25 protein-coding genes are annotated in these 24,098 nt (G+C 51.1%); 5 read left to right on the top strand and 20 right to left on the bottom strand.

What is annotated here, in order from left to right; all coding sequences use genetic code 11:
• Positions 1 to 19: 19 nt before the first annotated feature.
• From iscX to trmJ, 9 genes are all read right to left on the bottom strand, one after another.
• Positions 20 to 220, bottom strand: coding sequence for a Fe-S cluster assembly protein IscX (gene iscX, locus EHW58_RS09940; RefSeq protein ID WP_046075004.1), 201 nt, complete (start codon positions 218 to 220; stop codon positions 20 to 22).
• A 29-nt stretch (positions 221 to 249) separates the two neighbouring features.
• Positions 250 to 588 (bottom strand): ISC system 2Fe-2S type ferredoxin, encoded by a 339-nt coding sequence (fdx, locus tag EHW58_RS09935; RefSeq protein ID WP_046075005.1) that lies wholly within the window; start codon positions 586 to 588, stop codon positions 250 to 252.
• A 2-nt stretch (positions 589 to 590) separates the two neighbouring features.
• The gene (hscA, locus tag EHW58_RS09930) at positions 591 to 2,441 is read right to left on the bottom strand and encodes a Fe-S protein assembly chaperone HscA (RefSeq protein WP_077606519.1); all 1,851 of its coding nucleotides are present in this window, start codon (positions 2,439 to 2,441) and stop codon (positions 591 to 593) included.
• Positions 2,442 to 2,484: 43 nt separating this feature from the next.
• Entirely contained in the window at positions 2,485 to 2,997 is a 513-nt protein-coding gene (gene hscB / locus EHW58_RS09925) for a co-chaperone HscB (protein ID WP_046075007.1), read from the bottom strand.
• Positions 2,998 to 3,010: 13 nt separating this feature from the next.
• Positions 3,011 to 3,334: an iron-sulfur cluster assembly protein IscA gene (gene iscA / locus EHW58_RS09920; RefSeq protein WP_046075008.1), complete on the bottom strand. Its 324-nt coding sequence runs from the start codon at positions 3,332 to 3,334 to the stop codon at positions 3,011 to 3,013.
• 20 nt (positions 3,335 to 3,354) lie between these two features.
• Entirely contained in the window at positions 3,355 to 3,738 is a 384-nt protein-coding gene (gene iscU / locus EHW58_RS09915; RefSeq protein WP_046075009.1) for a Fe-S cluster assembly scaffold IscU, read from the bottom strand.
• A 53-nt stretch (positions 3,739 to 3,791) separates the two neighbouring features.
• Entirely contained in the window at positions 3,792 to 5,006 is a 1,215-nt protein-coding gene (locus EHW58_RS09910) for an IscS subfamily cysteine desulfurase (RefSeq protein WP_046075010.1), read from the bottom strand.
• 30 nt (positions 5,007 to 5,036) lie between these two features.
• Positions 5,037 to 5,558: a Fe-S cluster assembly transcriptional regulator IscR gene (gene iscR, locus EHW58_RS09905; RefSeq protein ID WP_077579558.1), complete on the bottom strand. Its 522-nt coding sequence runs from the start codon at positions 5,556 to 5,558 to the stop codon at positions 5,037 to 5,039.
• Positions 5,559 to 5,680: 122 nt separating this feature from the next.
• Complete coding sequence (gene trmJ / locus EHW58_RS09900) at positions 5,681 to 6,445, bottom strand: tRNA (cytosine(32)/uridine(32)-2'-O)-methyltransferase TrmJ (protein ID WP_046075012.1); 765 nt, start codon at positions 6,443 to 6,445, stop codon at positions 5,681 to 5,683.
• 222 nt (positions 6,446 to 6,667) lie between these two features.
• On the opposite strand from trmJ, the gene suhB reads away from it, so the two are divergent.
• On the top strand, positions 6,668 to 7,471 hold the full coding sequence (suhB, locus tag EHW58_RS09895; protein WP_046075013.1) for an inositol-1-monophosphatase: 804 nt from the start codon (positions 6,668 to 6,670) through the stop codon (positions 7,469 to 7,471).
• A 154-nt stretch (positions 7,472 to 7,625) separates the two neighbouring features.
• On the opposite strand, the gene secF is transcribed toward suhB, so the two are convergent.
• From secF to queA, 5 genes are all read right to left on the bottom strand, one after another.
• A complete protein-coding gene (secF, locus tag EHW58_RS09890; RefSeq protein WP_046075014.1) occupies positions 7,626 to 8,573 on the bottom strand; it encodes a protein translocase subunit SecF in 948 nt (315 codons plus the stop codon).
• Between the two features lie 12 nt (positions 8,574 to 8,585).
• Entirely contained in the window at positions 8,586 to 10,439 is a 1,854-nt protein-coding gene (gene secD / locus EHW58_RS09885; protein ID WP_077665915.1) for a protein translocase subunit SecD, read from the bottom strand.
• 27 nt (positions 10,440 to 10,466) lie between these two features.
• Positions 10,467 to 10,796 (bottom strand): preprotein translocase subunit YajC, encoded by a 330-nt coding sequence (yajC, locus tag EHW58_RS09880; RefSeq protein WP_046075016.1) that lies wholly within the window; start codon positions 10,794 to 10,796, stop codon positions 10,467 to 10,469.
• A gap of 36 nt (positions 10,797 to 10,832) precedes the next feature.
• On the bottom strand, positions 10,833 to 11,954 hold the full coding sequence (gene tgt / locus EHW58_RS09875; RefSeq protein WP_077579559.1) for a tRNA guanosine(34) transglycosylase Tgt: 1,122 nt from the start codon (positions 11,952 to 11,954) through the stop codon (positions 10,833 to 10,835).
• Between the two features lie 112 nt (positions 11,955 to 12,066).
• The gene (gene queA, locus EHW58_RS09870; protein ID WP_077579560.1) at positions 12,067 to 13,119 is read right to left on the bottom strand and encodes a tRNA preQ1(34) S-adenosylmethionine ribosyltransferase-isomerase QueA; all 1,053 of its coding nucleotides are present in this window, start codon (positions 13,117 to 13,119) and stop codon (positions 12,067 to 12,069) included.
• 215 nt (positions 13,120 to 13,334) lie between these two features.
• Here queA and EHW58_RS09865 point away from each other — a divergent pair, with 215 nt between their 5' ends.
• On the top strand, positions 13,335 to 13,775 hold the full coding sequence (locus tag EHW58_RS09865; protein WP_046075019.1) for a CBS domain-containing protein: 441 nt from the start codon (positions 13,335 to 13,337) through the stop codon (positions 13,773 to 13,775).
• Positions 13,776 to 13,831: 56 nt separating this feature from the next.
• On the opposite strand, the gene aceA is transcribed toward EHW58_RS09865, so the two are convergent.
• From aceA to EHW58_RS09850, 3 genes are all read right to left on the bottom strand, one after another.
• Complete coding sequence (gene aceA, locus EHW58_RS09860) at positions 13,832 to 15,136, bottom strand: isocitrate lyase (protein WP_152796200.1); 1,305 nt, start codon at positions 15,134 to 15,136, stop codon at positions 13,832 to 13,834.
• Positions 15,137 to 15,214: 78 nt separating this feature from the next.
• Positions 15,215 to 16,822, bottom strand: a complete 1,608-nt coding sequence (gene aceB / locus EHW58_RS09855) for a malate synthase A (protein ID WP_152796198.1) — start codon at positions 16,820 to 16,822, stop codon at positions 15,215 to 15,217.
• A gap of 504 nt (positions 16,823 to 17,326) precedes the next feature.
• Entirely contained in the window at positions 17,327 to 18,241 is a 915-nt protein-coding gene (locus EHW58_RS09850; protein WP_046075023.1) for a hydrogen peroxide-inducible genes activator, read from the bottom strand.
• A gap of 143 nt (positions 18,242 to 18,384) precedes the next feature.
• Between EHW58_RS09850 and EHW58_RS09845 the strand changes: the two genes are divergently transcribed.
• The 3 genes from EHW58_RS09845 to ppk2 all read left to right on the top strand — a co-directional run bounded on the left by EHW58_RS09845 (position 18,385) and on the right by ppk2 (position 20,893).
• The gene (locus EHW58_RS09845; RefSeq protein ID WP_152796196.1) at positions 18,385 to 18,987 is read left to right on the top strand and encodes a peroxiredoxin; all 603 of its coding nucleotides are present in this window, start codon (positions 18,385 to 18,387) and stop codon (positions 18,985 to 18,987) included.
• A gap of 202 nt (positions 18,988 to 19,189) precedes the next feature.
• A complete protein-coding gene (locus EHW58_RS09840) occupies positions 19,190 to 19,930 on the top strand; it encodes a copper homeostasis protein CutC (protein WP_152796194.1) in 741 nt (246 codons plus the stop codon).
• A 150-nt stretch (positions 19,931 to 20,080) separates the two neighbouring features.
• Positions 20,081 to 20,893, top strand: a complete 813-nt coding sequence (gene ppk2, locus EHW58_RS09835; RefSeq protein ID WP_077606511.1) for a polyphosphate kinase 2 — start codon at positions 20,081 to 20,083, stop codon at positions 20,891 to 20,893.
• Positions 20,894 to 20,896: 3 nt separating this feature from the next.
• Here ppk2 and phoU read toward each other — a convergent pair whose 3' ends face one another.
• The 3 genes from phoU to pstA are packed head-to-tail and all read right to left on the bottom strand — an operon-like array spanning position 20,897 to position 24,098.
• A complete protein-coding gene (gene phoU, locus EHW58_RS09830; RefSeq protein ID WP_046075027.1) occupies positions 20,897 to 21,604 on the bottom strand; it encodes a phosphate signaling complex protein PhoU in 708 nt (235 codons plus the stop codon).
• A 10-nt stretch (positions 21,605 to 21,614) separates the two neighbouring features.
• Positions 21,615 to 22,433 (bottom strand): phosphate ABC transporter ATP-binding protein PstB, encoded by an 819-nt coding sequence (gene pstB / locus EHW58_RS09825; protein ID WP_046075028.1) that lies wholly within the window; start codon positions 22,431 to 22,433, stop codon positions 21,615 to 21,617.
• Positions 22,434 to 22,451: 18 nt separating this feature from the next.
• On the bottom strand, positions 22,452 to 24,098 hold the full coding sequence (gene pstA, locus EHW58_RS09820) for a phosphate ABC transporter permease PstA (protein WP_077606510.1): 1,647 nt from the start codon (positions 24,096 to 24,098) through the stop codon (positions 22,452 to 22,454).

The raw sequence follows: 24,098 nt of genomic DNA, 5'->3' as shown, positions 1-24,098 counted from the left end.
CACTCGCGAGAGCTAGCCCTCAGTCTCGCTCATCCATCCAGCACATGATGATCGCCTCGAGGATGCGCTCATTGGAACGCTCTGGGTCATCGTCAAAATCATCCAGTTCAGTGATCCACTGATGCAAATCAGTAAAACGAACCGTTGTTGGATCGACATCTGGGTAGGCGTCACAAAGCTCGATTGCAATATCGAGCGAGTCTGTCCATTTTAAGCTCATCTTGCTTCTCCGTCCGTTACAGCCTTGGATTAATGGTTTTCGGCTGCGTGATTCAAGGTATAGCGCGGGATCTCAACCACCAAATCTTCATCGGTAATTTTTGCTTGGCAACCCAAGCGAGACTCCGGCTCAAGCCCCCACGCTTTGTCGAGCATGTCATCTTCTAGCTCATCACTTTCGTCTAACGAGTCGAACCCTTCACGGATCACCACATGGCAGGTGGTACACGCACACGACTTTTCACACGCGTGTTCAATGCCAATGCCATTTTTCAACGCCACGTCGAGGACTGTTTCCCCTTCTTTCGCTTCCAATTCCGCACCTTCTGGGCATAACTCGTGGTGCGGCAGAACAATAATCTTAGGCATGATTACACCTCATCAATGGATTGGCCGGCCAACGCATGACGAATCGATTGATCCATGCGGCGTGCCGCAAAGGTCTGGCTGGCTTTGTCTAATGCTTTGATCCCGGCTTCAATGGCGGCGCCATCATCACCGTTGCGCAAGGCAATCAAGGCTTCTATTTCTTTCACCAAAGCTTGCTGCTCATCAGGGTTGAGCAGGTTATCCCCGTCTTGTTGCATGGCAACCAGCAAGCCTTCGATCACACGATCGGCTTCCACACGCTGCTCCGCCAAGTAGCGGGCATCTTTGTCTTCTTCCGCATGGGTAAATGACGATTTGATCATGGTGGCAATCTCATCATCACTCAAGCCATAAGAGGGCTTCACTTGGATAGACGCTTCCACTTCGGTGGATTTTTCCATCGCCGTCACGGACAACAAGCCATCAGCATCTACTTGATAAGTCACGCGAACATGGGCCGCCCCCGCCGTCATCGGTGGGATGCCTTTGAGGCTAAAACGTGCTAATGAGCGGCAATCGTCTACCATTTCACGCTCACCTTGTACCACATGCACTTTCATGCCGGTTTGGCCATCTTTAAACGTGGTGAATTCTTGCGCTTTTGCCACAGGAATGGTGGTGTTGCGTGGGATAATTTTCTCCACCAAACCGCCCATGGTTTCGATACCAAGAGAAAGCGGGATCACATCTAACAGCAACATGTCAGAGTCTGGTTTGTTGCCCACCAAAATATCAGCTTGTGTCGCGGCGCCAACGGCAACCACTTTATCTGGATCGATGCTGGTCAGTGGCTCGCGACCGAAAAACGTACCAACCTGTTCACGCACGGCGGGAACACGGGTAGAACCGCCCACCATCACGACTTCCAGCACCTCATCGGCACTGACACCGGCATCTTTTAATGCGCGGCGGCATGACATCAAGGTTTTCTTAATAAGTGGAGCAACCAATTGATCGAACGTTTCACGGCTCAACTCGCCTTGCCACCCCAGCACATCGATGGACGCGCTGTCAGCAGAAGAAAGGGCAATTTTCGCCTGCGTGGCGGCGTGCAGCACGGTACGGCGCTGATCGCCACTGAGGGTGTCAAACCCGGCTTGCTCACAGATCCATTGCTCGAGTAGATGGTCAAAGTCGTCTCCGCCCAATGCGGAATCGCCGCCGGTCGCCATGACCTCAAACACGCCCTGAGACAAGCGTAGAATCGAGATATCAAAGGTGCCGCCACCTAGGTCATAGACCGCAATCACCCCTTCTTGGCCCGAATCAAGGCCATAAGCAATCGCCGCAGCGGTAGGCTCGTTAAGCAAACGCAGCACGTTTAGGCCTGCCAGCTTCGCCGCATCTTTAGTCCCCGCACGTTGTGCGTCATCAAAATAAGCGGGTACGGTGATCACCACACCTTCAAGCGCGTCGCCCAAACTTTTTTCCGCACGTTCGCGAACGGTGCGTAAGATATCGGACGAGCCCTGCACTGGGTTAATCGCGCCACGGCGGGTTTCCACTTGTGGCAAGCCATTTTCGGTTTGTGAAAACTGATAAGGAAGTTGCGGATAACGGGCTTGCACATCGTCTAATGAACGCCCCATCATGCGTTTGACAGACACCAAGGTATTGGCGCTATCCGTTTGCACGTGTGGGAGGGCGTCATAGCCCACGGAAATGGCATCATCACCGTAATGGACCACAGAAGGGATCAGTGGTCGATCTTGTTCGTCGTTCAAGGTGGTTGCGGTACCGCTTCGTACCGTGGCCACCAAGGTGTTGGTGGTACCCAAATCGATGCCGACCGCGTGCTTGTGCTCATGCGGCGCGGCACTTTGACCGGGCTCTGAAATTTGTAACAGTGCCATGTCTAATCCTTAAACTTTACTGCGTTGACAGGCGAAAGGGCGATCAACTCATCAGCTGATCTTCGACACGCTCCACTTCATGGCGAAGCTTTTCTGCGAACTTGAGTTTACGCACAATCACGGCGGCCTCTTGCCACTGTGACGCAGCCAATGCCTGTTTAACCTCTAGAATCAATGCGTCGTAGAGTGACTGGGCTTTTTCACCAAAATCAAACAGCGCCGCTTCATCTTGGCTATCGGTAATCGACTCGAGCTCCTCACGCAACGTCATTTGCTGCATCAGGAACTCAGGATCCTGCATGGTTTGCTGTTCGTCTTTTAAGTCAATACCTTGCAACGTCAGCATATACTCAGCGCGTCGAACCGGATCTTTTAACGTCTGAAACGCGTCATTCACTTGCGATGCTTTCTGTACCGCCTGCAGACGGGTTTTCTCGTCTTGGCTAGCAACATTATCGGGATGGTACTGACGTTGCAATTCCCGAAACGTTGAAGAAAGCGAGCTACCGTCCAGCTCAAACTGATACGGTAGCTCGAAAAGTTCAAAATGATTCATGTGCTCTCACGGATTACACGTTGAAGCTTTCGCCACAACCACATTCACTACTCACGTTAGGGTTGTTGAATTGAAAACCTTCATTCAGGCCTTCTTTAACAAAATCCAGCTCTGTCCCTTCGAGATAGAGCAAGCTCTTACCATCGACGATTACCTTGACATCATCGTACTCAAAAACCTGATCGCCTTCTTGCAGCTCATCCGCAAATTCGAGTACATAGGCCATGCCTGAACACCCTGACGTTCTCACGCCCAGGCGCAAGCCAATGCCTTTGCCACGGTTATTGAGAAACGCTCTGACGCGATCTGCTGCCGCCTGTGTCATGGTAATAGCCATATATCAACAACCCCTTCGTTTTACTGCTGGTGTTTTTTCTTGTAATCACTGACCGCCGCTTTAATGGCGTCTTCCGCCAAGATAGAGCAGTGCACCTTGACGGGTGGTAGCTCTAATTCTTCTGCGATCTCAGAATTTTTGATCGCAGCAGCGTCGTCAATCGAGCGGCCTTTCACCCACTCGGTAACCAGTGAGCTCGAGGCAATCGCCGAGCCGCAGCCGTATGTTTTAAACTTGGCGTCTTCGATGATGCCTTCGTCATTCACCTTGATTTGTAGTTTCATGACGTCGCCACACGCAGGGGCACCAACCATGCCATTACCAACCGATGGGTCGCCTTTCTCAAACGAGCCAACGTTACGTGGGTTTTCGTAGTGGTCAATTACTTTATCGCTGTAAGCCATAATCGTTTCCTCAATATGATTGCTCACTGTTGCCAGCTGGCGCGTTATTCGAGTTAGTGGTGCGCCCATTCAACGGTACTTAGATCGATACCGTCTTTGTACATGTCCCAAAGTGGTGACATTTCACGCAGCTTGTTAACTGCTTCACGCACTTTCTCAATCGCATAATCCACTTCTTCTTCCGTCGTAAAGCGACCAAAGGAGAAGCGCAGCGAGCTATGTGCGAGCTCATCGTCGCGTCCAAGCGCACGAAGCACATAGGAAGGTTCAAGGCTTGCTGAGGTACACGCAGACCCTGACGATACCGCCAGATCTTTCAGTGCCATCAGCAATGACTCGCCTTCAACAAAGGCAAAGCTCACGTTTAGGTTATGTGGAACACGCTGTTCCAAATCGCCATTGACGTAAACTTCTTCTAAATCTTTCACGCCTTCATAAAAACGCTCGCGCAATGCCAGCGCATGTTGGAAGTCTTTCTCGCGCTCTTCTTTCGCGATACGGAACGCTTCACCCATGCCCACAATTTGGTGAGTAGGCAATGTGCCTGAACGCATACCACGCTCGTGACCACCACCATGCATTTGCGCTTCAATGCGTACGCGTGGCTTACGGCGAACGTACAAGGCACCAATGCCTTTAGGGCCGTACGCTTTGTGTGCGCTGAACGAGATCAAATCGATTTTCATCTCTTTGACGTCCAGTGGCACTTTACCCACTGACTGCGCCGCATCGACGTGGAACATAATTTTACGTTCACGACAAAGCTCGCCAATCGCAGAGATATCTTGAATCACGCCAATCTCGTTATTCACGTGCATGATTGACACTAAAATCGTGTCATCACGCATCGCCGCTTCGAGCTTCTTCAGATCGACCAGGCCGTTTTCTTCTGGCTCAAGATACGTCACCTCAAAGCCTTCACGCTCCAGTTGACGGCAAGGGTCAAGCACGGCTTTATGCTCTGTTTTGCAGGTAATAATGTGCTTGCCTTTCTTGGAGTAGAAATTAGCAATACCTTTGATAGCCAAGTTGTCTGACTCAGTCGCGCCAGAGGTAAACACGATCTCACGTGGGTCGGCATTGCAGTAATTGGCAATGTTCTCACGCGCTGTATCAACCGCTTCTTCTGCTTGCCAGCCAAAGCGGTGTGAACGAGAGGCCGGGTTACCAAAAAACCCGTCCATGGTCAGGTACTGACTCATTTTTTCAGCAACGCGCGGATCCACCGGACACGTGGCTGAATAATCAAAATAAATGGGCAATTTCATGTTTTTCTCCAATTACACCGACATTGGTCATCAGGAGCGAACGTTCACGCCTATGGTGGCGCTATCTTGTTTGACCTTCGAGCTAAATGTGTTTCTGGGCGCCAATGAGGCATCCAGTTTAGCGTCCTGACGATCTGCTACTTGCTTCACTTCGTTATCATGCATCAGCTCACCGAGCGTGATGTCGTTTAAAAAGCCGCTAATTCGGGCACTTAAGTCGTGCCACAGAGTATGTGTTAAACAACGGGTGCCGCCTTGGCAATCCGCTTTACCTTGGCACTTGGTCGCGTCGACAGATTCGTCAACGGCAGCAATCACGGCCCCCACGGCAATGTCACTTGCCGCAATACCGAGGCGATAGCCGCCGCCGGGACCACGTACACTTGTCACCAACCCCGACTTGCGGAGCCGTGAAAAAAGTTGCTCAAGATAAGACAAGGAAATGCCTTGACGCTCAGAGATGTCCGCCAGTGGTACAGGACCCTGCTCGGCATGAAGCGCCACATCGAGCATGGCGGTAACCGCATAACGGCCTTTCGAAGTCAATCTCATAACACGCTACCTGTGGTGAATAGATGCTCAGATAGTTACATACCCGAGTAATTTGGTCAAGTATTTACCTGAGTATTTTTGTCAGGTTTTCACCTTAAGTTACGCATGCTCGGTTGAAAGGATCACTGAGCGCGATGATTATCGGTATTTTGCTCGCGCGATGCCGCTTGTTGGGTCACTTTTTCGATGGATGACAGCACCCCCCGTAAAATATTTAACTCTTGGCTCTCAAGTCGCGCTCGGTTAAAGAGCCGACGTAACTTGGTCATCACCATCCCGGGATGCTGAGTACGGATAAATCCGGTTTTGCTAAGGACCGTTTCTAGGTGCTGATAAAACCGTGAAAGCTCTTCATTTAAAGGGTAGGTTTGTTCCAGCGTGGGGCCTTGATAGGCTTGACTGTCTAACCAAGCGACGCGCATTTCATAGCACAGGGTTTGTACCGCCATCGCCAAGTTCAACGAGCTATAGTCTGGGTTGGACGGAATCGACACATGATAATGGCAGGTCTGCAGCTCTTCATTGGTCAAGCCAGTGCGCTCGCGACCAAAGACAATCGCCACCGGGTGAGTACTCGCCTCTTCCACGGCCTTTTTACCGCATTCGCGCGCATCGAGCATCGGCCACTCGAGTGTCCGGCTTCTTGCACTGGTTCCCACCACAAGGCCACAGTCTGCCACTGCCTCTTCTAAGGTACCGACGACCCGCGCATTGTTGGCGATATCACTGGCACCGGCCGCCAACGCAATGGCTTGGCCATCCACTTCACATTCGGGGGCCACGAGGGTCATATTGCTTAGCCCCATGACTTTCATTGCCCTAGCGGCTGAGCCAATATTACCGGAATGGGAAGTTCCCACCAATACGACGCGGATTTGATCTAGCATGATGTTGTTTTCGTCTCTTACGCTGTGCACCCTTGGTGGGGTGGGCAGGTGTCTGTTAGATCTGCGCAGTTTATCACAGTGCAATCGATAATACTTCTCAGCTAAGCGTGTCGCGCCAGTTCACGGACGTCGCGACGGTCAAAAAATACCCACTTTCCTTTTGCTCTGGCTCTGTTATACTCCGCCCCGCTTTCGTTCTTTAACATCCGTTGGGAAAACCGTATGCATCCGATGCTAAACATCGCCGTCCGTGCTGCACGGAAGGCTGGCGACTTTATCGCCAAATCTGCAGAAAACAGAGACAACATCGAAACCGCGCAAAAAGGCAGTAATGACTTTGTCACTAATGTCGACAAAGCGGCAGAACAAATCATCATCGACATCATCAAAAAGTCCTACCCGGACCACACCATCGTTGGCGAAGAGTCAGGCGTGGCTGAAGGGAAAGATAGCGACTATCAATGGATCATCGACCCACTGGATGGCACCACCAACTTCGTTAACGACTTTCCCCATTTCAGCGTGTCTATCGCGGTGCGTATTAAAGGCCGCACTGAGATCGGCTGCGTTTACGACCCTATCCGTAATGAGCTATTCACCGCACAACGTGGTGCTGGCGCACAACTCAATAACAAGCGTATTCGTACCGGTAGCGCCAAAGAGCTCGACGGCACCATCTTAGCGACGGGCTTCCCCTTCAAAGCAAAGCAACACGCTGAAGGCTTTATGGCGGTCGTGAGCGCGTTATTCGTTGATTGTGCTGATTTCCGTCGCACCGGCTCTGCCGCGTTGGATCTTTGCTATGTGGCCGCAGGCCGTGTTGATGGCTTTTTTGAGCTTGGCCTGAAACCGTGGGATATCGCGGCAGGCGAATTGATTGCCCGTGAAGCTGGGGCGATTTGTACCGACTTTAACGGCGGAACCGACTACATGCGTAGCGGTAACGTGGTAAGCGGTGCACCACGCGTCGTAAAAGGCATGCTGGCCAAAGTGCGCGAGAACGCCCCTGAGTCGATGAAAAAATAATGCTTCCCTCTGGGTATAAAAAAGCGACGCTCGGTGAGCGTCGCTTTTTTTATGCCGTCAAATCATCGGCTGTCTCTTTAACACAGAGTGCCATACTGGCTGCGACGCACACCGAGTGTGCAATTCGCCCCGCAACAGACGCGGGGCGAGCGCATCAAGGCATCGCGTCAAACTCTTGCCCTTCTTTTTCCACTTCTGGCACCAACAGGTGCTCACGCGCAATACCCAGCTTCAATGCCAGAGCAGACGCCACGTAGATTGAAGAGTAGGTACCCACAGTGATACCAATCAGCAAGGCCATCGCAAAGCCGTGGATCATGGTTCCACCCAAGGTGAACAGTGCAATCACCACAAACAAAGTCGTGCCCGAGGTAATGGTGGTTCGACTCAGGGTCTGAGAGACAGACGCATTAATGATTTCATCTGACTCACCTTTACGCAGCTTACGGAAGTTTTCACGAATACGGTCGAACACCACGATGGTATCGTTCAACGAGTACCCCACCACCGTCAGCAACGCAGCGACGATGGTCAAGTCCACTTCGACTTGGAACAAGGAGAAAATACCCAAGGTAATGATCACATCGTGCGCCAGTGCCATCACCGCGCCAGCCGCCAAGCGCCACTCGAAACGGAACGACACGTAGATCAGGATACAGACCAGCGCGATGATGATCGCCAATCCACCCGCTTCGGTCAGCTCGTCACCCACATTCGGGCCAACAAACTCGATGCGGCGCATTTCTACCTGGTCACCCGTACCTGTTTTGATGGCATTGAGCACCTCGTTACCGAGGTTTTCGCCTTCCATATCATCACGCGGACGCAGGCGCACCATCACATCAGTGGCACTACCGAAGTTTTGTACCACGGCGTCACCAAAGCCGTCAGCCGCCAGTGACTCACGAATTTGCGGTAAGTCAGCGGGCTGTTCAAAGCCCACTTCTATCAAGGTACCACCGGTAAAGTCGAGCCCCCAGTTAAGCCACTTAGTGGATAGGGTGACGACAGACGCGGCAATCATGGCGATGGACAACACGAAGGCCAATTTAGACCAACGCATAAAGTTGATCGACATGTCCGGTTTAAATATTTGAAACATGCTTGGACTCCCTTAAATCGACAGCTTCTTGACGCGCTTACCGCCGTACACCAGATTAACCAGTGCACGCGTACCAATGATGGCGGTAAACATCGAGGTCAAAATACCGATCGACAGTGTCACCGCGAAGCCTTTTATCGCGCCTGTTCCCACAGCAAACAAGATGATTGCGGTGATCAGCGTGGTGATATTGGCATCGGCGATGGTACTAAACGCGTTAGAATAACCACGGTCGATTGCATGTTGAGGATTGCGTCCTTCGTGGATTTCTTCGCGGATCCGCTCAAAAATCAGCACGTTGGCATCGACCGCCATCCCCACTGTCAAGACGATACCGGCAATACCAGGCAGTGTCATGGTCGCCCCTGGGATCAGAGACATAATACCGATGATCAAGATGATATTGGCGAGCAAGGCACAGTTGGCAAACAGACCAAAGCGACGATAGTAAATCAAGGTGAAGAGCATCACCGCCACCAAGCCCCAGATACAGGCTTGCACACCCATGTTGATATTTTGCTGACCCATTGATGGACCAATGGTGCGCTCTTCAACAATCGAGATAGGCGCAATCAAGGCACCTGCGCGCAGCAGCAGCGCCAAGTTATGTGCTTCGGCGGCAGAATCAATGCCGGTAATGCGGAAATTACGTCCCAAAGCAGACTGGATCGTGGCTTGGTTAATCACTTCTTCGTGTTTTTCCAAGATCACTTTGCCGTCTTCGTCACGCTCGCCACTGTCTTTGTATTCTGCAAACACGGTGGCCATCAGCTCACCAATATTGCGCTTACTGAAGTCCGCCATTTTGTCACCACCCTCACTGTCGAGAGAGATGTTAACTTGTGGTCGGCTGTATTCATCGCGGGAGGAGCTGGCGTCAGTAATGTGTGAGCCCGTCAAAATGACCCGCTTTTTCAGCACGGCGGGACGGCCATCTCGAGTACGCATCAACTCGCTGCCCGGTGGCACGCGGCCTGCCATGGCGGCAGATAGGTCAGCGTCCTGATCCACTTCGCGGAATTCCAAGGTCGCGGTGGCACCAAGAATTTCTTTCGCGCGTGCCGTGTCTTGCACACCGGGGAGTTCAACCACAATACGGCTTGCGCCCTGACGTTGCACCAAAGGCTCGGCCACACCCAGTTCATTCACACGGTTGCGCAGAATGGTAATGTTTTGCGCCACCGCGTAGTTACGAATCTCTTTGAGGCGCTCTTCTTTGTAAACCGCGGCTAATCGCCCTTCATCTTCATCGACAGAAAAGTTCATGTCGAGGTAGTTGTTCGAGAGCAGTTCTAGCGCTTTATTGGTGTCTTCGGCATTACGCAGATTCACCACAACACGGGTGTTATCTTCTATTCGTAAACCACGATAACGGATACGCGCTTCACGTAAGTCGGTGCGGAAGCTGTCTTCTTGCTGGGTGATCAGCTTTTCTAATGCTGCATCCATGTCCACTTCCATCAGGAAGTGCACCCCACCACGTAGGTCTAGGCCAAGCTTCATCGGGGTAGCACCCAGCGTATCCAGCCACGATGGCGTTGCAGGCGCCAAGTTTAAGGCAACAACATAGTCATCACTGTCGAAACGCGACATCAAGGCATCACGGGCACTGATTTGTGCTTCCGTGTCTTTAAAGCGGGCTAAGACGGTACCGTCTTCGAGCGCAATGGATTGGTAGGAAAGGTCGTTCGATTCGAGGGTCTGTTTGATGGAGTCCAACGCAGTCATATCTACCGAGGCGCCACGCGCCCCGGAAATTTGTACTGCTGGATCTTCACCGTATAAATTGGGAAGCGCATACACGATGCCAATAACCAGTGTTATTAGCACCATGATGTACTTCCACAAAGGATAACGGTTTAGCACAGCATGCATCCTTTATGGTTGCGAGAATTAGAGAGACTGGATAGTACCTTTAGGCAGTACTGCCGTCACGAAGTCTTTTTTGATGGTCACTTCGTTATTATCGTTGAGTGCAATCACAATAAAGTCATTGTCTTCAGCGATTTGAGTGATCTTACCCACTAAACCACCTCCGGTTAGCACTTCGTCCCCTTTGCTCATAGATGCCATAAGGTTTTTGTGCTCTTTGACACGCTTAGATTGCGGGCGGTAGATCATAAAGTAAAAAATCACCGCAAAGAGACCAAGCATGATAAAAAGCTGCATTCCGCCACCTTGTGGTGCGGCTTCAGCGGCTGCGTGAGCTTGTGAGATAAACATTCAATCACGTCCTCGTTCTAGTTGTTGAATTCGAAATTAATCGAGCGGCGGCACTTCCTTGCCACGACGCGCGTAGAAATCCGCTACAAAGGCATCTAATCTACCTTCGTCAATCGCGTTACGCAAACCTTCCATCACGCGCTGATAGTAGCGTAAGTTGTGGATGGTGTTGAGTCGCGCGCCTAGGATCTCATTACAGCGGTCTAAATGGTAGAGGTAAGCACGGCTGTAGTGGCGGCAAGTGTAACAGTCACACTCGGGATCCAGAGGCGAGGTATCACTTTTATGTTTCGCATTGCGGATCTTGATCACACCGCCAGTAATAAACAAGTGGCCATTACGTGCGTTTCGTGTCGGCATCACACAATCAAACATGTCGACACCACGACGAACCCCTTCGACCAAATCTTCAGGTTTCCCTACGCCCATCAGATAGCGCGGTTTATCCTCTGGCAGCTGTGGACAAGTGTGCTCCAAGATCCGGTGCATGTCTTCTTTCGGCTCTCCGACCGCTAGGCCGCCAACGGCATACCCATCAAAACCGATCTCGGTAAGACCTTCTACAGATACATCTCGCAAGTCCTCGTACACGCCGCCTTGTACAATACCAAACAAGGCATTTTTGTTACCTAATTTGTCAAAGTGATTGCGGCTACGTTTTGCCCAGCGTAGTGACATCTCCATCGACTTTTTCGCTTCGTCATGCGTGGCAGGATAGGGCGTACACTCATCAAAAATCATCACGATGTCTGATCCCAAGTCATATTGGATCTCCATCGATTTTTCCGCGTCCATAAAGATGCGATCGCCGTTCACTGGGTTGCGAAAGTGCACCCCTTCTTCGGTGATTTTACGGATATCGCCCAAACTGAACACTTGGAAACCGCCAGAGTCGGTCAAAATAGGGCCATGCCACTGCATAAAGTCATGCAAATCCCCGTGCAGTCGCATAATTTCCTGACCTGGGCGTAGCCATAGATGAAAAGTGTTCCCTAATAGGATCTCCGCCCCAGTCCCTTTCACTTCTTCAGGCGTCATCCCTTTGACGGTGCCATAGGTACCCACCGGCATAAAAGCCGGCGTTTCCACAGTGCCGCGTTCAAAGATTAAGCGGCCACGGCGGGCGCGTCCGTCGGTTTTTTTCAGTTCGTATTCCACGAATCCTCCTCAGTGCCAGAGAAACAGTCTGGCGTGTGTCTTATGCTAACAGGTTTACCCTGCCGCAAGCATAGCGCACACGGACATAAGAGCCCGTGTTCTCATCATGTCGTCAGTGGTGCTGACGGGTAATAAACATGGCATCGCCATAGCTGAAAAAGCGATAGCGTTCTTCAACCGCCGCACGATAAGCGGCCATGGTATGCTGGTAACCGGCAAACGCGCTTACCAACATGATCAAGGTGGATTCCGGCAAGTGAAAATTGGTCACCAATACATCCACTAGCTGCCATTCATACCCCGGATAGATAAAAATCTGGGTGTCATTAAAAAACGGGGACAGTGGCTCACCTTTTTGCTTGGCCGCCTGTGCCGCACTTTCCAGTGAACGCACCGAGGTGGTTCCCACCGCAATCACCCGCTTGCCTTGTGCTCGCGTTTGATTGACCGCATCGACCACCTCTTGCGGCACTTCAGCATACTCAGCATGCATGGTGTGCTCTTCAATGTTGTCGACCCGAACCGGTTGGAACGTTCCGGCTCCCACGTGCAAGGTGACAAAAGCAATATTGACGCCTTTTTCTTTAAGCGCTGCCATAATGGCATCGTCAAAGTGTAACCCCGCCGTTGGCGCAGCGACGGCCCCAGGCTTTTGGTTATACACGGTTTGATAGCGTTCTTTATCGCTCTCTTCATCTGGGCGGTCGATGTATGGCGGCAACGGCATATGGCCGATGTCGTTAAGCGTATCTACCACGCCTTTATCGTCGTGTAGCTGGATTTCGAACAGAGCATCATGGCGTGCCACCATCTTTGCTGGGACCTGTCCGTCATCGCCGAGGAATAATTCGGCGCCGGGTTTAGGTGCTTTAGAGGCGCGCACATGGGCGAGGAAACGACGTTCGTCGAGCACACGCTCCACCAGCACCTCTATTTTACCTCCCGACGCTTTGCGACCATACACGCGCGCGGGGATCACACGCGTGTTGTTGAACACCATCAAATCCCCTGGCTCAACCAGATCGAGGATATCCTTAAACTGACGATGTACCACCTCACCGCTTGTGCCATCGAGTGACAATAAGCGACTTGCACTGCGATCCGGTTGCGGATAGCGTGCAATTAACTCATCGGGGAGTTCAAAGTGAAAATCGGATAATTGCATGACATTTGCCTAGATAAAAAGCAGGCCGCTAGTATAGGTAGCCCACCGTGAAGATCAAGCAAGCTGGATGCTTGATTCAGGCATCGTTTACACAGGCGCCAATGAACACAACATTTGCCTCGATGCGCGTAGTTATCTTGATGCATATCACGCCTAACCCGGTACAACTGCACTACAGTAAAAGTATCCCTGTGTACTGATGACAAGGAGGTGCCATGTTTATTGTTGATGATATGATGACCCGGCATCCACACACGCTTAGCCCTGACCATACCCTGGATGACGCGCACCGTTTAATGCGCGCCGAGCGCTTTCGCCATCTCCCCATCGTTGACGATGATGAGCGTTTGTTAGGACTGGTCACACAAAGAGATGTGCTGTCAGCACAAGCCTCTTCACTAGGCAAAACGACCAATGGCGATCACCAGATCCATACTCCCTTATCACACTTTATCGAGCGGCAACTGGTCACAGTCGACCCCGGGGCGTCACTACGGGCCGCGGCGCTAACCATGCTCGAGCGTAAAATAGGCTGCTTACCGGTGGTGAAGCACCAACGTTTGGTTGGGATCATCACCGACAGTGATTTTGTGGCCATCGCGTCAACATTGCTGGAGATCCAAGAAGAAAGTGAGCCGGTTGAAGAGGGAGAATAAATAAAAAAGGGAGTGTGAGACTCCCTTTTATCAGGTTGATAACCGGTATCGTGCGATTAGAATTGATCTTCTTCCGTCGAGCCCGTTAATGCCGTGACCGATGATTGCCCACCTTGGATAATATTGGTCATCTGATCAAAATACCCAGTACCCACTTCTTGCTGGTGCGCGACAAAGGTATAGCCACGCTCAGCGGCAGCGAACTCTGGACGCTGCACTTTTTCAACGTAGTGACGCATGCCCTCACCTTGCGCATAAGCATGCGCCAAGTCGAACATGTTGTACCACATGTTATGAATACCCGCTAAGGTAATGAACTGGTACTTATAGCCCATATCAGACAGTTCTTGTTGGAAACGCGCTATCGTCTCGGCGTCCAGGTTTTTCTCCCAGTTGAAAGACGGTGAGCAGTTATAAGCCAAAAGCTGGTCTGGATACTGAGCATGAATGGCTTCAGCAAACTGTCGTGCTTCTTCCAAGTCCGGTTTCGCGGTCTCGCACCAAATCAAATCGGCATACGGCGCATAAGCTAGGCCTCGAGAAATGGCTTGCTCAATCCCAGGACGCACGCGATAAAACCCTTCGGCTGTGCGCTCACCAACGATGAAGTCCTTGTCGTATGGGTCGCAATCTGAGGTCAATAGATCGGCCGCGTTGGCATCAGTACGCGCAATGACCAGCGTATCGGTGCCCGCCACATCGGCAGCTAAGCGCGCCGCGACCAATTTTTGTACCGCCTCTTGGGTTGGCACCAACACTTTTCCGCCCATGTGGCCACATTTTTTCACTGAGGCGAGCTGATCTTCAAAGTGAACACCGGCAGCGCCAGCTTCAATCATGTTACGCATCAGCTCGTAGGCGTTAAGCACGCCACCAAAGCCTGCTTCGGCATCCGCTACAATCGGTAAGAAATAGTCGGTGCCCTGTTCCGGCGAGCCCCCTTTCGACCACTGAATTTGGTCCGCTCGGCGAAACGCATTATTAATGCGCTTAACGACAGCGGGAACGGAATCAACCGGATACAACGACTGGTCTGGATACATACTCGAGGCTGTGTTGTTGTCAGCCGCCACCTGCCAACCAGACAGATAAATCGCTTCAATACCCGCTTTGGCTTGCTGCACCGCTTGACCGCCTGTCAATGCGCCCAAGCAGTTGACGTAGCCTTTTTTGGCACTGCCATTGACCAAATCCCATAGTTTGGCAGCTCCCCGCTTAGCGACGGTATTCTCCGGCACAAACGAGCCACGCATATTGACGACTTCTTCAGCCGTGTAGGGGCGCTTAACCTGTTTCCAGCGCGGGTTTTCCGCCCAATCCTTTTCCAGTTCAGCGATTTGTTGTTGGCGAGTCAAAGTCATGTTCCATTCCTCTTTGTTAGCAGGGCTGTACCAGCCCCTTACTGTCATTCCATGTTTGTTATTGTGCTTCCATGCCCATTACGGCAAATACTCATAACCCGGTAAGGTTAAAAAGTTAACCAGCTCATCACTGGTAGTGAGCGTTTCCATCAAGGTTGCCGCTTGCCGGTACCGTCCTTGCGCAAAGCGCTCTGCGCCTAGCTCTTTTTCAAGCACCGCCATTTCCTCGGCAAGATACTGAGAGAACAACGCCTTGGTCACCACCTTGCCGTTGCTCAGTGGTTTTTGATGCTTAATCCATTGCCAAATCGACGCACGTGAGATTTCAGCCGTGGCCGCGTCCTCCATCAAGCCATAAATAGGCACACAACCGTTACCTGAAATCCACGCTTCAATGTACTGCACCGCCACGCGAATGTTATGTCGCATTCCCGCCTCTGTGCGTTCGCCATCGCAAGGCGCCAGCAACTCTGCAGCAGTAATCTCAGCATCTTGCTCGCGGGTCACCGTAAGTTGATTCGGCTTATCGCCAAGTGCACGGTCGAAAATCGCGCGAGCCGTGTCAGCCAGCCCTGGATGCGCAATCCAGGTGCCATCGTGGCCATTATTGGCTTCTAAGCTTTTATCCTTTTCAATTTTCTCTAGCACCTGCTGGTTTTCAGCCGGGTCTTTACTGGGAATAAAGGCTGCCATGCCACCCATCGCCAACGCGCCACGCTTATGGCACGTTTTGACCAGTAAACGCGAGTAAGCGTTAAGGAAAGGCTTGTCCATGGTCACCACTTGGCGGTCCGGCAACACGCGGTCCGGATGATTACGCAATGTTTTGATATAGCTAAAGATATAATCCCAACGACCACAGTTAAGGGCGACGATGTGATCACGAAGGTGATACAAAATCTCATCCATTTCGAACACGGCGGGCAAGGTTTCAATCAGCACGGTCGCTTTGATGGTGCCACGGCTTAGCCCAAACTCGTCTTCGGCAAAGGAAAACACCTCACTCCACCACGCGGCTTCTTGATATGCTTGAAGTTTAGGCAGGTAGAAATAAGGCCCCGATCCCGTCTCGAGTAAACGACGGTAGTTATGGAAAAAGTAAAGAGCGAAGTCGAACAGGGCACCTGGAATTGGTTTACCCTGCCACGTCACGTGTTTTTCGGTCAGGTGCAAGCCACGCACACGACAAATAAGGCGTGCTGGGTCCTCATTTAGCTGATAGCGTTTGCCTGTATCAGGGTGCTGATAACTGATGGTGCCATTCACGGCATCGCGCAAATTACGCTGTCCTTCAACCACTTGTGGCCACGCCGGCGCAAAGGAGTCTTCAAAGTCCGCCATGAAAACTTTCACGTTAGCGTTGAGTGCGTTGATCACCATCTTCCGGTCTACCGGTCCGGTAATTTCTAGCCGCCGATCTTGTAAATCCTCGGGAATGCCACGGATGGTCCAATCCGCTTGGCGGATCGATTGCGTCTCCGGAAGAAAGTCGGGCAGCTCTCCCGCATCAATGCGTTGTTGACGCGCCTCACGCGCCGCTAACAGTGTGGGTACGCGCGCCGCATAACGCTCAGCGAGACTGGCTAAAAAGCACAATGCATCATCGGTTAAGATTTCTGCCTGCTCTGCGGTGACTGTCTCGTTAATCACCAACGATTCGCGTAAGGTTGAGCACGCTTCCGTCATATCGCCTCCCTGGCTTATCATTTGTAATCCAATCACAACACTATTATTACTACACGCGCTTGGGCTCTCGTGCAGCACTTGTGCTATTACGTTGGCTTACATTCGCGCAAAAATCAACCAAGAACAAAACAAAAACGGAATGGTAAATTATTAAAATAAATTAAAAACAAATACTTAAACAGTTTAGAGTATAAGCTCGAATGCGCTTTTTTATGACCATTATCAGAATGATATAACACTGCTACGGGGATCATAATTTTGTCACCACTTTGTAATCAGTTACGTAATTAAATTACACAACAAGCGCTTTACCCTGTGGCGAAAAAATAAAAAAGCATTTTAACTTCAATGACTTATATATAAAAACAAAAAGCAGCACCCTGGGGTGCTGCTTTTTTCGTGATAATAATCCAACGGCTTTGGTGTCATTTTCAACGCCCTTAAACAGACAATCATGCTGCAAAAAGGCAAAAATATCAGTGTAAATAACTTATTTTAGGCTTTTTACTCCCTAGCTGTTGGGGAAAGTAGTCCTGCGACCAGATCAGCGAGCTGGTTAAACGTATTAATCCGACTCGAAGAGGGTCGCCAGACCACTCCTATATCACGGTAGGCCGCTTCTCCCGGCGGCGTTTCTAAATGCACGTCGAGGTTATCAATTAAGCCATGATCAATCGCCATTTGCGGTATAAAGGTCACACCATTGCCGTTTGCGACCATTTGCACCAAGGTGTGTAAGCTGGTTGCCATAAATGGGTTAATCTTCTGTGAGGCCGTCATCTGACAGGCAGAAACCGCATGGTCAGTGAGGCAGTGTTCTCGCTCAAGCAAGAAAACAGATTCATCGGGCAGCGCGTCATAATCGATGGGTAACTCAAGCTGCGCAGCTTGCTTTTGGCTCATCACCATTTTAAACGGATCACGCCCCACCACGCGACGGGTCATGGTGCCAATGTCCATTGGCAGCGCGAGGATAAGGATATCCATTTCGCCGTGTTTGAGCGCGGTGAGTAAGTTCGCCGTGGTGTCCTCACGCAACAACAAATCTAAGTTGGGGTAATGTCGGTTGACTTGCTGCACCACATCACACAATAAGAATGGCGCGATGGTAGGGATGCAGCCCAGCCGTACTTTGCCGTGCATAGGATCTGATTTAACTTGCGTTAGCTCCATCAAATCCTGACTGCGCGCTAGGATTTCTCGGCTACGGCGCACCACCTCTTCGCCCATCCCAGTGAGTACCAAGGTTTTATTGTCACGCTCAATGAGCTGAGCACCAATCAGATCCTCGAGGTTTTGGATCCCAGCGCTCAAGGTCGACTGGCTCACAAAACACAATTTCGCCGCTTCGCCAAAATGCCGCGTTTCGGAGAGGGTAACCAGATAGTGTAGCTGCTTTAAAGACGGATATTTGTTCATACAGTCATATTTTAAACAATCGTATTTTTCGATTATTACAATCTATTAATTCCACTTTTTTCAATCTAACAAGTTAGCTATAGTTTGTCTCGCTTATATAGGAACCTGATTATCAGGCAAACATTTAAACTAGGAGCTGAGATATGGTACTCGTAGGTCGTCAAGCACCAGATTTTACTGCCGCTGCCGTACTAGGTAATGGCGAAATCGTTGATAACTTCAACCTGAAAGAGTTCACCAAAGGCAAAAAAGCGGTTGTCTTTTTCTACCCACTCGACTTCACTTTCGTGTGCCCATCAGAGCTGATCGCATTCGATAAGCGCCTGAGCGACTTCCAAGCTAAAGGCGTTGAGGTTATCGGTGTGTCTATCGACTCTCAGTTCTCACACAACGCGTGGCGTAAAACGGCTGTCGAAGACGGCGGCATCGGCGCTGTGAAGTATCCACTGATTGCTGACGTTAAGCACGAAATCTGTAAAGCATACGACGTTGAGCACCCAGAAGCTGGCGTTGCGTTCCGTGGTTCTTTCCTTATCGACGAGGAAGGTGTGGTTCGTCACCAAGTTGTCAACGACCTACCACTAGGCCGTAACATCGACGAAATGCTACGCATGGTTGACGCACTGAACTTCCACCAGAAAAACGGTGAAGTTTGCCCTGCACAGTGGGAAGAAGGTAAAGCGGGTATGGCTGAGTCACCTGAAGGTGTAGCTGCATACCTGTCTGAGCACACTGACGACCTGTAATAAGGTCAAGTGCCCTGCACTGGACAATGTGAGACAATAATGAGGCCCGGCAAACCGGGCCCTTTTTTATCTATCCCACCTCGCCTTACTCAAGGCTCTTCTCTCATCAAGCCATTTCCAATCTAACACTAGGTAATTGCCTCTCACCCTGTCACAATAGCGTGGACTATCTTGATACGGTTCGTTTCGTCAAAGGGATGATATGTCTGTCTTGGTTGAAGTTTGTATTGATAGTATTCGTTCGTTATCGCTTGCTGAGCACGCTGGTGCGGATCGAGTGGAACTGTGCAGCGCACTGCGCCTCGGTGGTTTAACCCCAAGTGATGGCTACATGCAACAAGCCGCTCAGAAAGCGCGGATCCCTATTTATGCGATTATCCGACCGCGAGAAGGCGACTTCGTCTATGCCAGTGAAGAGATTGAAGTGATGCTGCAAGATATCGCCAACGCCCGCCAAGCTGGGTGTGCAGGCGTGGTGATCGGCGCACTCACGCCAAGTGGTCAACTCGATTTGCCGGCTATTGATGCCATGCTTGCCCAAGCAAAGGGAATGGGAGTGACTTTCCATCGCGCATTTGATCACTGCCAAGACCCTCACGCGGCGCTCGAAGCAATCCTTGCCCGCCCGACGATTGAACGCATTCTCACCTCCGGGCAAGCGACGAATGCTTGGCAGGGAAAAGAGGCACTCAAACAATGGGTGGACGCCACACGCCATACCTCATTGGCCATCATGCCAGGCGCAGGCGTGACCCCCGACAATGCACAAGCGATTTTAACGACCACCGGCGCACGTGAAATCCACTTGTCGGCACGCACCGAGCAAGTAAGCGTCATGCAATCAAACGCCTGCGCATCGATGGGCGATGGGGACGATGGCAGTTATCCGATCACCGATCCGGAACGCGTTCGTCTCGTCAAAGCCATTGCTCAATCGTTTTAAACCTCGGTGTAATACCGTGATCAGACAACATGGCAATGTGACCCACTCTAGTCTTTTGAGGTGATATACGCTTTCGCTACTTGAATCCATTGCATCCGAAAAGTGAGTTTTCTACCGTGATCCCATCGCTGTGGTAAAAGGAGAGCGGCCTTGTCGGATAAAAAAGCACACAAGATCAGCAAAAAACACTACGAGAAAAAGCTAACCGAATTACAGACTGAGTTGGTCAAACTTCAAGAATGGGTCAAGCAAGAGCAGTTGAAAGTGGTGGTCATTTTTGAAGGGCGCGATGCCGCCGGTAAAGGCGGCGTGATTAAACGGATCACCGAAAAGCTCAATCCGCGTGTTTGTCGAGTCGTCGCGCTAGATAAGCCCACAGAGCGTGAACGTACCCAGTGGTATTTTCAGCGTTACATTGAGCACCTACCCGCCGGTGGTGAAATTGTCTTGTTCGACCGTAGTTGGTATAACCGCGCCGGCGTCGAGCGAGTCATGGGCTTTTGCAGCGATGAAGAATATGAAGAGTTCCTTCGTACGTGCCCCGAGCTTGAGCGAATGTTGATCCGTTCTGGGATCATCTTAATTAAATACTGGTTCTCGGTATCGGACGAGGAGCAAGAAAAGCGCTTCGCGGAGCGGATTAACACCCCAATAAAGCGTTGGAAATTCAGCCCCATGGATCTCGAGTCTCGTAGTCGTTGGGTGCAATACAGTGAAGCCAAAGACCGCATGTTTGCCTACACCGACACCAAAGAAAGCCCTTGGTGGGTGGTGGAAGCCGATAACAAAAAGCACGCTCGGCTCAATTGCATCGCTCACTTGCTCTCACAAATCCCTTACCAAGAAATTGACTACCCCGCAGTCACCCTCCCAGAAATCAATAAGGAAGGTTACGTGCGTATGCCTTTGCATGACCAGAGCTTTGTCCCAGACGCCGTCAGTGACTGGTTAGACGACGAGTAGCGATTATTTGAGGAGCTTTTCCAGCTCCTCTTTTTGAATGTGGCGAACGTCTTTGCCTTTGACAAAATAGATGATGTATTCACAAATGTTCTGACAGCGATCGCCCACTCGCTCAATGGCTCGGGCCGACCACATTACTTTCAGCACATTGGGAATCGAGCGTGGATCTTCCATCATGTAGGTCATCAGCTGTCGCAAAATCCCCTCGTATTCACGGTCCAAAGAGTCATCTTTACGATAGACTTTCATTGCCGCATCAATATCCATGCGCGCAAAGGCGTCTAACACATCGTGCAGCATTTTAGCGGCGCGCTGACCTAACGCTTCGAGTGATACCAAAAACGGCTGCTGAGAATAGCTCGAGTTGTCGAGAGCCATTTTAGCAATACTGTCAGCAACATCACCAATGCGCTCAAGATCAGTGATGGTCTTAATGATAGCCATCACCAGTCGCAGATCGCTCGCGGTGGGCTGACGTTTAGCAATGATGCGTGTACATGCCTCATCAATCGCCACTTCCATGCCATTCACTTTGTGATCTTCACGAATAACATGGCGCGCGAGCTCCACATCTTGATTGTGCATGGCGCGCAGTGCATCGGTTAGCTGACGCTCAACCAAGCCGCCCATTGCCAGCACGTGGGTGCGAATGGCTTCAAGCTCTGCGTTAAACTGACCAGAAATATGACGGCTAATATTGTGGTTATCCAAGGCCTGCTCCTTATCCGTAGCGCCCGGTGATGTAGTCTTCGGTTTGTTTGTTTTGTGGGGTGGTAAACAAGGTATCGGTATCCGCGTATTCCACCAAGCGTCCCATGTTAATAAACGCCGTTTGATCCGAGACCCGCGCCGCTTGCTGCATATTATGGGTGACAATCACCACTGTGTATTGATTCTTTAAATCATTAATCAGCTCTTCAATGGTCAAGGTTGAGATGGGATCCAACGCTGACGATGGCTCATCAAGCAGCAACACTTCAGGTTCAATCGCGATCGCCCGCGCGATCACCAGCCGTTGCTGTTGCCCACTGGACAACCCAAACGCATTGTCATTAAGGCGATCTTTCACCTCATCCCATAATGCCGCGCCACGCAATGAACGCTCGACGGCATCATCGAGTGTTCTAGGATCATTGATCCCTTGTAAACGCAGTCCAAAGATCACGTTTTCATAGACAGATTTGGGGAAAGGGTTAGGACGCTGGAATACCATCCCCACTTGGCGGCGTAATGCTGGCACATCCACGTCGCGGTGATAGATATTTTGCCCGTGTAGGGTGATCCCGCCTCGAACACGGCAACCATCCACCAAGTCATTCATCCGATTAATACAACGTAGCAATGTCGATTTACCGCACCCAGACGGTCCGATAAACGCAGTGACCTTCCCTTTGGGAATACGCATACTGATATCAAACAGCGCTTGGGTCGACCCGTAGTAAAGGTTGAGATCCCGAATAGCTAACGCGGTTTGCTCGTCAGGCAAATTCCCCAAATCTAAGCTAGGCGTGACACCTATGGGTGGCGTTATCGAAAACATCGAGAGGGATCCTTATCGTTATAATTCCAATGCGCGATACTTTTCACGCAAGTAATGACGAATACCAATCGCGGACAAATTGAGCGCCACGATCACAGACACAAGCAAAAACGACGTGGCGTATACCAAAGGACGCGCCGTTTCGATGTGCGCGCTTTGAAAGCCGACATCATAAATATGGTAGCCCAGATGCATGAACTTCCGCTCTAAGTGCAAAAACGGGAAATTACCATCCACTGGCAAAGAGGGGGCGACCTTAACCACCCCCACCAACATTAAGGGCGCCACTTCTCCGGCTGCGCGCGCAACCGCTAAAATCAACCCGGTCATCATCGCAGGACTGGCCATCGGCAGGACCACCCGCCAGAGCATTTCTGATTGTGTCGCCCCAAGGGCAAACGCACCATGGCGAACACTGGTGGGAATCCGAGCCAACCCCTCTTCTGTAGACACAATCACCACAGGTAAGGTGAGGATCGCCAAGGTTAACGCCGACCAGAGAATACCTGGTGTCCCAAAAACCGGTGCCGGCTGCGCCGCTTGATAAAATACATCGTCAATGGTGCCACCGATAAAATAGACAAAAAAGCCCAACCCGAACACACCGTACACAATTGACGGTACCCCGGCGAGGTTAACCACGGCAATGCGAATAATACGCGTGAATGCCGTTTTCGGCGCGTATTCGTGAAGATATACCGCGGCGAGCACCCCTAACGGGGTGACAATCACTGACATCAATAGCACCAAGAAAACGGTGCCAAAAATCGCCGGAAAAACGCCCCCCGCCGCATTACTGTCTCGTGGAGATTCGGATAAAAAGGTCGCAACCTGGTAGCCCCAAAATTTAAGCTTATCAACGGCACTCATGGCGTTGGGATACCAAACATTAATCACATTTTGCAGAGGCAACGCCACGGCGTCACCGTGGCTATCTTCAACAACAAGCGCGCCCGTTTGTTGTTTTTCTCGCAGCTGTTTGAGCTTTTTCTCCAACTGCTGGTATTGCGATAGCAGCTGAGAACGACGCTTATCAATTCGTTTTTTTTCTGCCGTGTTTAGCTGGCTATCTAATGAGAGGGACTTTTCCTCCAGCCGCAGCTGCTCCAGCTGATAGTTAACGCTCGCTAGGTGTACTTGCTCGATGTCATTGATCACCTCTCGACGCGCCGCTAAATCTTCCAGGCGTTGATAAAGTTCAGACAGCACTAATGCATGTTGGTGGCCGCCGGCGTCGACGTATGCTTGAGGCTTGCCGTAGAACATGCCATTTTCATTTCGCTCGATCATCGCCATTTCAACGGGTGTGTGCTGGCTTTTTATCTGAAACGCCAGCAATTGACGAAAATCGATCCCTTCTTGCTCACGGTTACCGGTTTTTACCACCAAACGTTGGTAGCTGGGCTGGCGATAGGCTGGCAATACAACACCAGCATCTTTGAGCTGCGTCGCATCAACCTGATCGGTTCGATATATTTGCCCGACCACGGTTTCTACTCCCTGCTCACTCTTCACTTCAAAGCTGGTGACCGGTGTCGGCCAGAAATAGCCTAAGCCTCGATAGCCGAGCAATAACAGCACCCCAAGAATCGCAATCAGACTGACGCTGACCATTCCGGCCGTCATCCAAACCCAAGGAGTGCCAGATTTTATCCATGGACGCAT

The organism is Salinivibrio sp. VYel1, assembly GCF_009377945.1.
In the GTDB taxonomy this organism is placed as follows: domain Bacteria; phylum Pseudomonadota; class Gammaproteobacteria; order Enterobacterales; family Vibrionaceae; genus Salinivibrio; species Salinivibrio siamensis.
This window is presented reverse-complemented; position numbering and strand designations above follow the sequence as displayed.

What these genes read in the sequence shown, in the direction of transcription:
- EHW58_RS09865 (WP_046075019.1), top strand. Translation starts at nt 13,335, where the DNA reads ATGTTTATTGTTGATGATATGATGACCCGGCATCCACACACGCTTAGC.
- yajC (WP_046075016.1), bottom strand. Translation starts at nt 10,796, where the DNA reads ATGTTTATCTCACAAGCTCACGCAGCCGCTGAAGCCGCACCACAAGGT.
- EHW58_RS09840 (WP_152796194.1), top strand. Translation starts at nt 19,190, where the DNA reads ATGTCTGTCTTGGTTGAAGTTTGTATTGATAGTATTCGTTCGTTATCG.
- suhB (WP_046075013.1), top strand. Translation starts at nt 6,668, where the DNA reads ATGCATCCGATGCTAAACATCGCCGTCCGTGCTGCACGGAAGGCTGGC.
- EHW58_RS09850 (WP_046075023.1), bottom strand. Translation starts at nt 18,241, where the DNA reads ATGAACAAATATCCGTCTTTAAAGCAGCTACACTATCTGGTTACCCTC.
- queA (WP_077579560.1), bottom strand. Translation starts at nt 13,119, where the DNA reads ATGCAATTATCCGATTTTCACTTTGAACTCCCCGATGAGTTAATTGCA.
- hscB (WP_046075007.1), bottom strand. Translation starts at nt 2,997, where the DNA reads ATGAATCATTTTGAACTTTTCGAGCTACCGTATCAGTTTGAGCTGGAC.
- iscR (WP_077579558.1), bottom strand. Translation starts at nt 5,558, where the DNA reads ATGAGATTGACTTCGAAAGGCCGTTATGCGGTTACCGCCATGCTCGAT.
- aceA (WP_152796200.1), bottom strand. Translation starts at nt 15,136, where the DNA reads ATGACTTTGACTCGCCAACAACAAATCGCTGAACTGGAAAAGGATTGG.
- hscA (WP_077606519.1), bottom strand. Translation starts at nt 2,441, where the DNA reads ATGGCACTGTTACAAATTTCAGAGCCCGGTCAAAGTGCCGCGCCGCAT.
- fdx (WP_046075005.1), bottom strand. Translation starts at nt 588, where the DNA reads ATGCCTAAGATTATTGTTCTGCCGCACCACGAGTTATGCCCAGAAGGT.
- iscA (WP_046075008.1), bottom strand. Translation starts at nt 3,334, where the DNA reads ATGGCTATTACCATGACACAGGCGGCAGCAGATCGCGTCAGAGCGTTT.
- secF (WP_046075014.1), bottom strand. Translation starts at nt 8,573, where the DNA reads ATGTTTCAAATATTTAAACCGGACATGTCGATCAACTTTATGCGTTGG.
- aceB (WP_152796198.1), bottom strand. Translation starts at nt 16,822, where the DNA reads ATGACGGAAGCGTGCTCAACCTTACGCGAATCGTTGGTGATTAACGAG.
- pstA (WP_077606510.1), bottom strand. Translation starts at nt 24,098, where the DNA reads ATGCGTCCATGGATAAAATCTGGCACTCCTTGGGTTTGGATGACGGCC.
- iscU (WP_046075009.1), bottom strand. Translation starts at nt 3,738, where the DNA reads ATGGCTTACAGCGATAAAGTAATTGACCACTACGAAAACCCACGTAAC.
- pstB (WP_046075028.1), bottom strand. Translation starts at nt 22,433, where the DNA reads ATGTTTTCGATAACGCCACCCATAGGTGTCACGCCTAGCTTAGATTTG.
- EHW58_RS09845 (WP_152796196.1), top strand. Translation starts at nt 18,385, where the DNA reads ATGGTACTCGTAGGTCGTCAAGCACCAGATTTTACTGCCGCTGCCGTA.
- EHW58_RS09910 (WP_046075010.1), bottom strand. Translation starts at nt 5,006, where the DNA reads ATGAAATTGCCCATTTATTTTGATTATTCAGCCACGTGTCCGGTGGAT.
- iscX (WP_046075004.1), bottom strand. Translation starts at nt 220, where the DNA reads ATGAGCTTAAAATGGACAGACTCGCTCGATATTGCAATCGAGCTTTGT.
- trmJ (WP_046075012.1), bottom strand. Translation starts at nt 6,445, where the DNA reads ATGCTAGATCAAATCCGCGTCGTATTGGTGGGAACTTCCCATTCCGGT.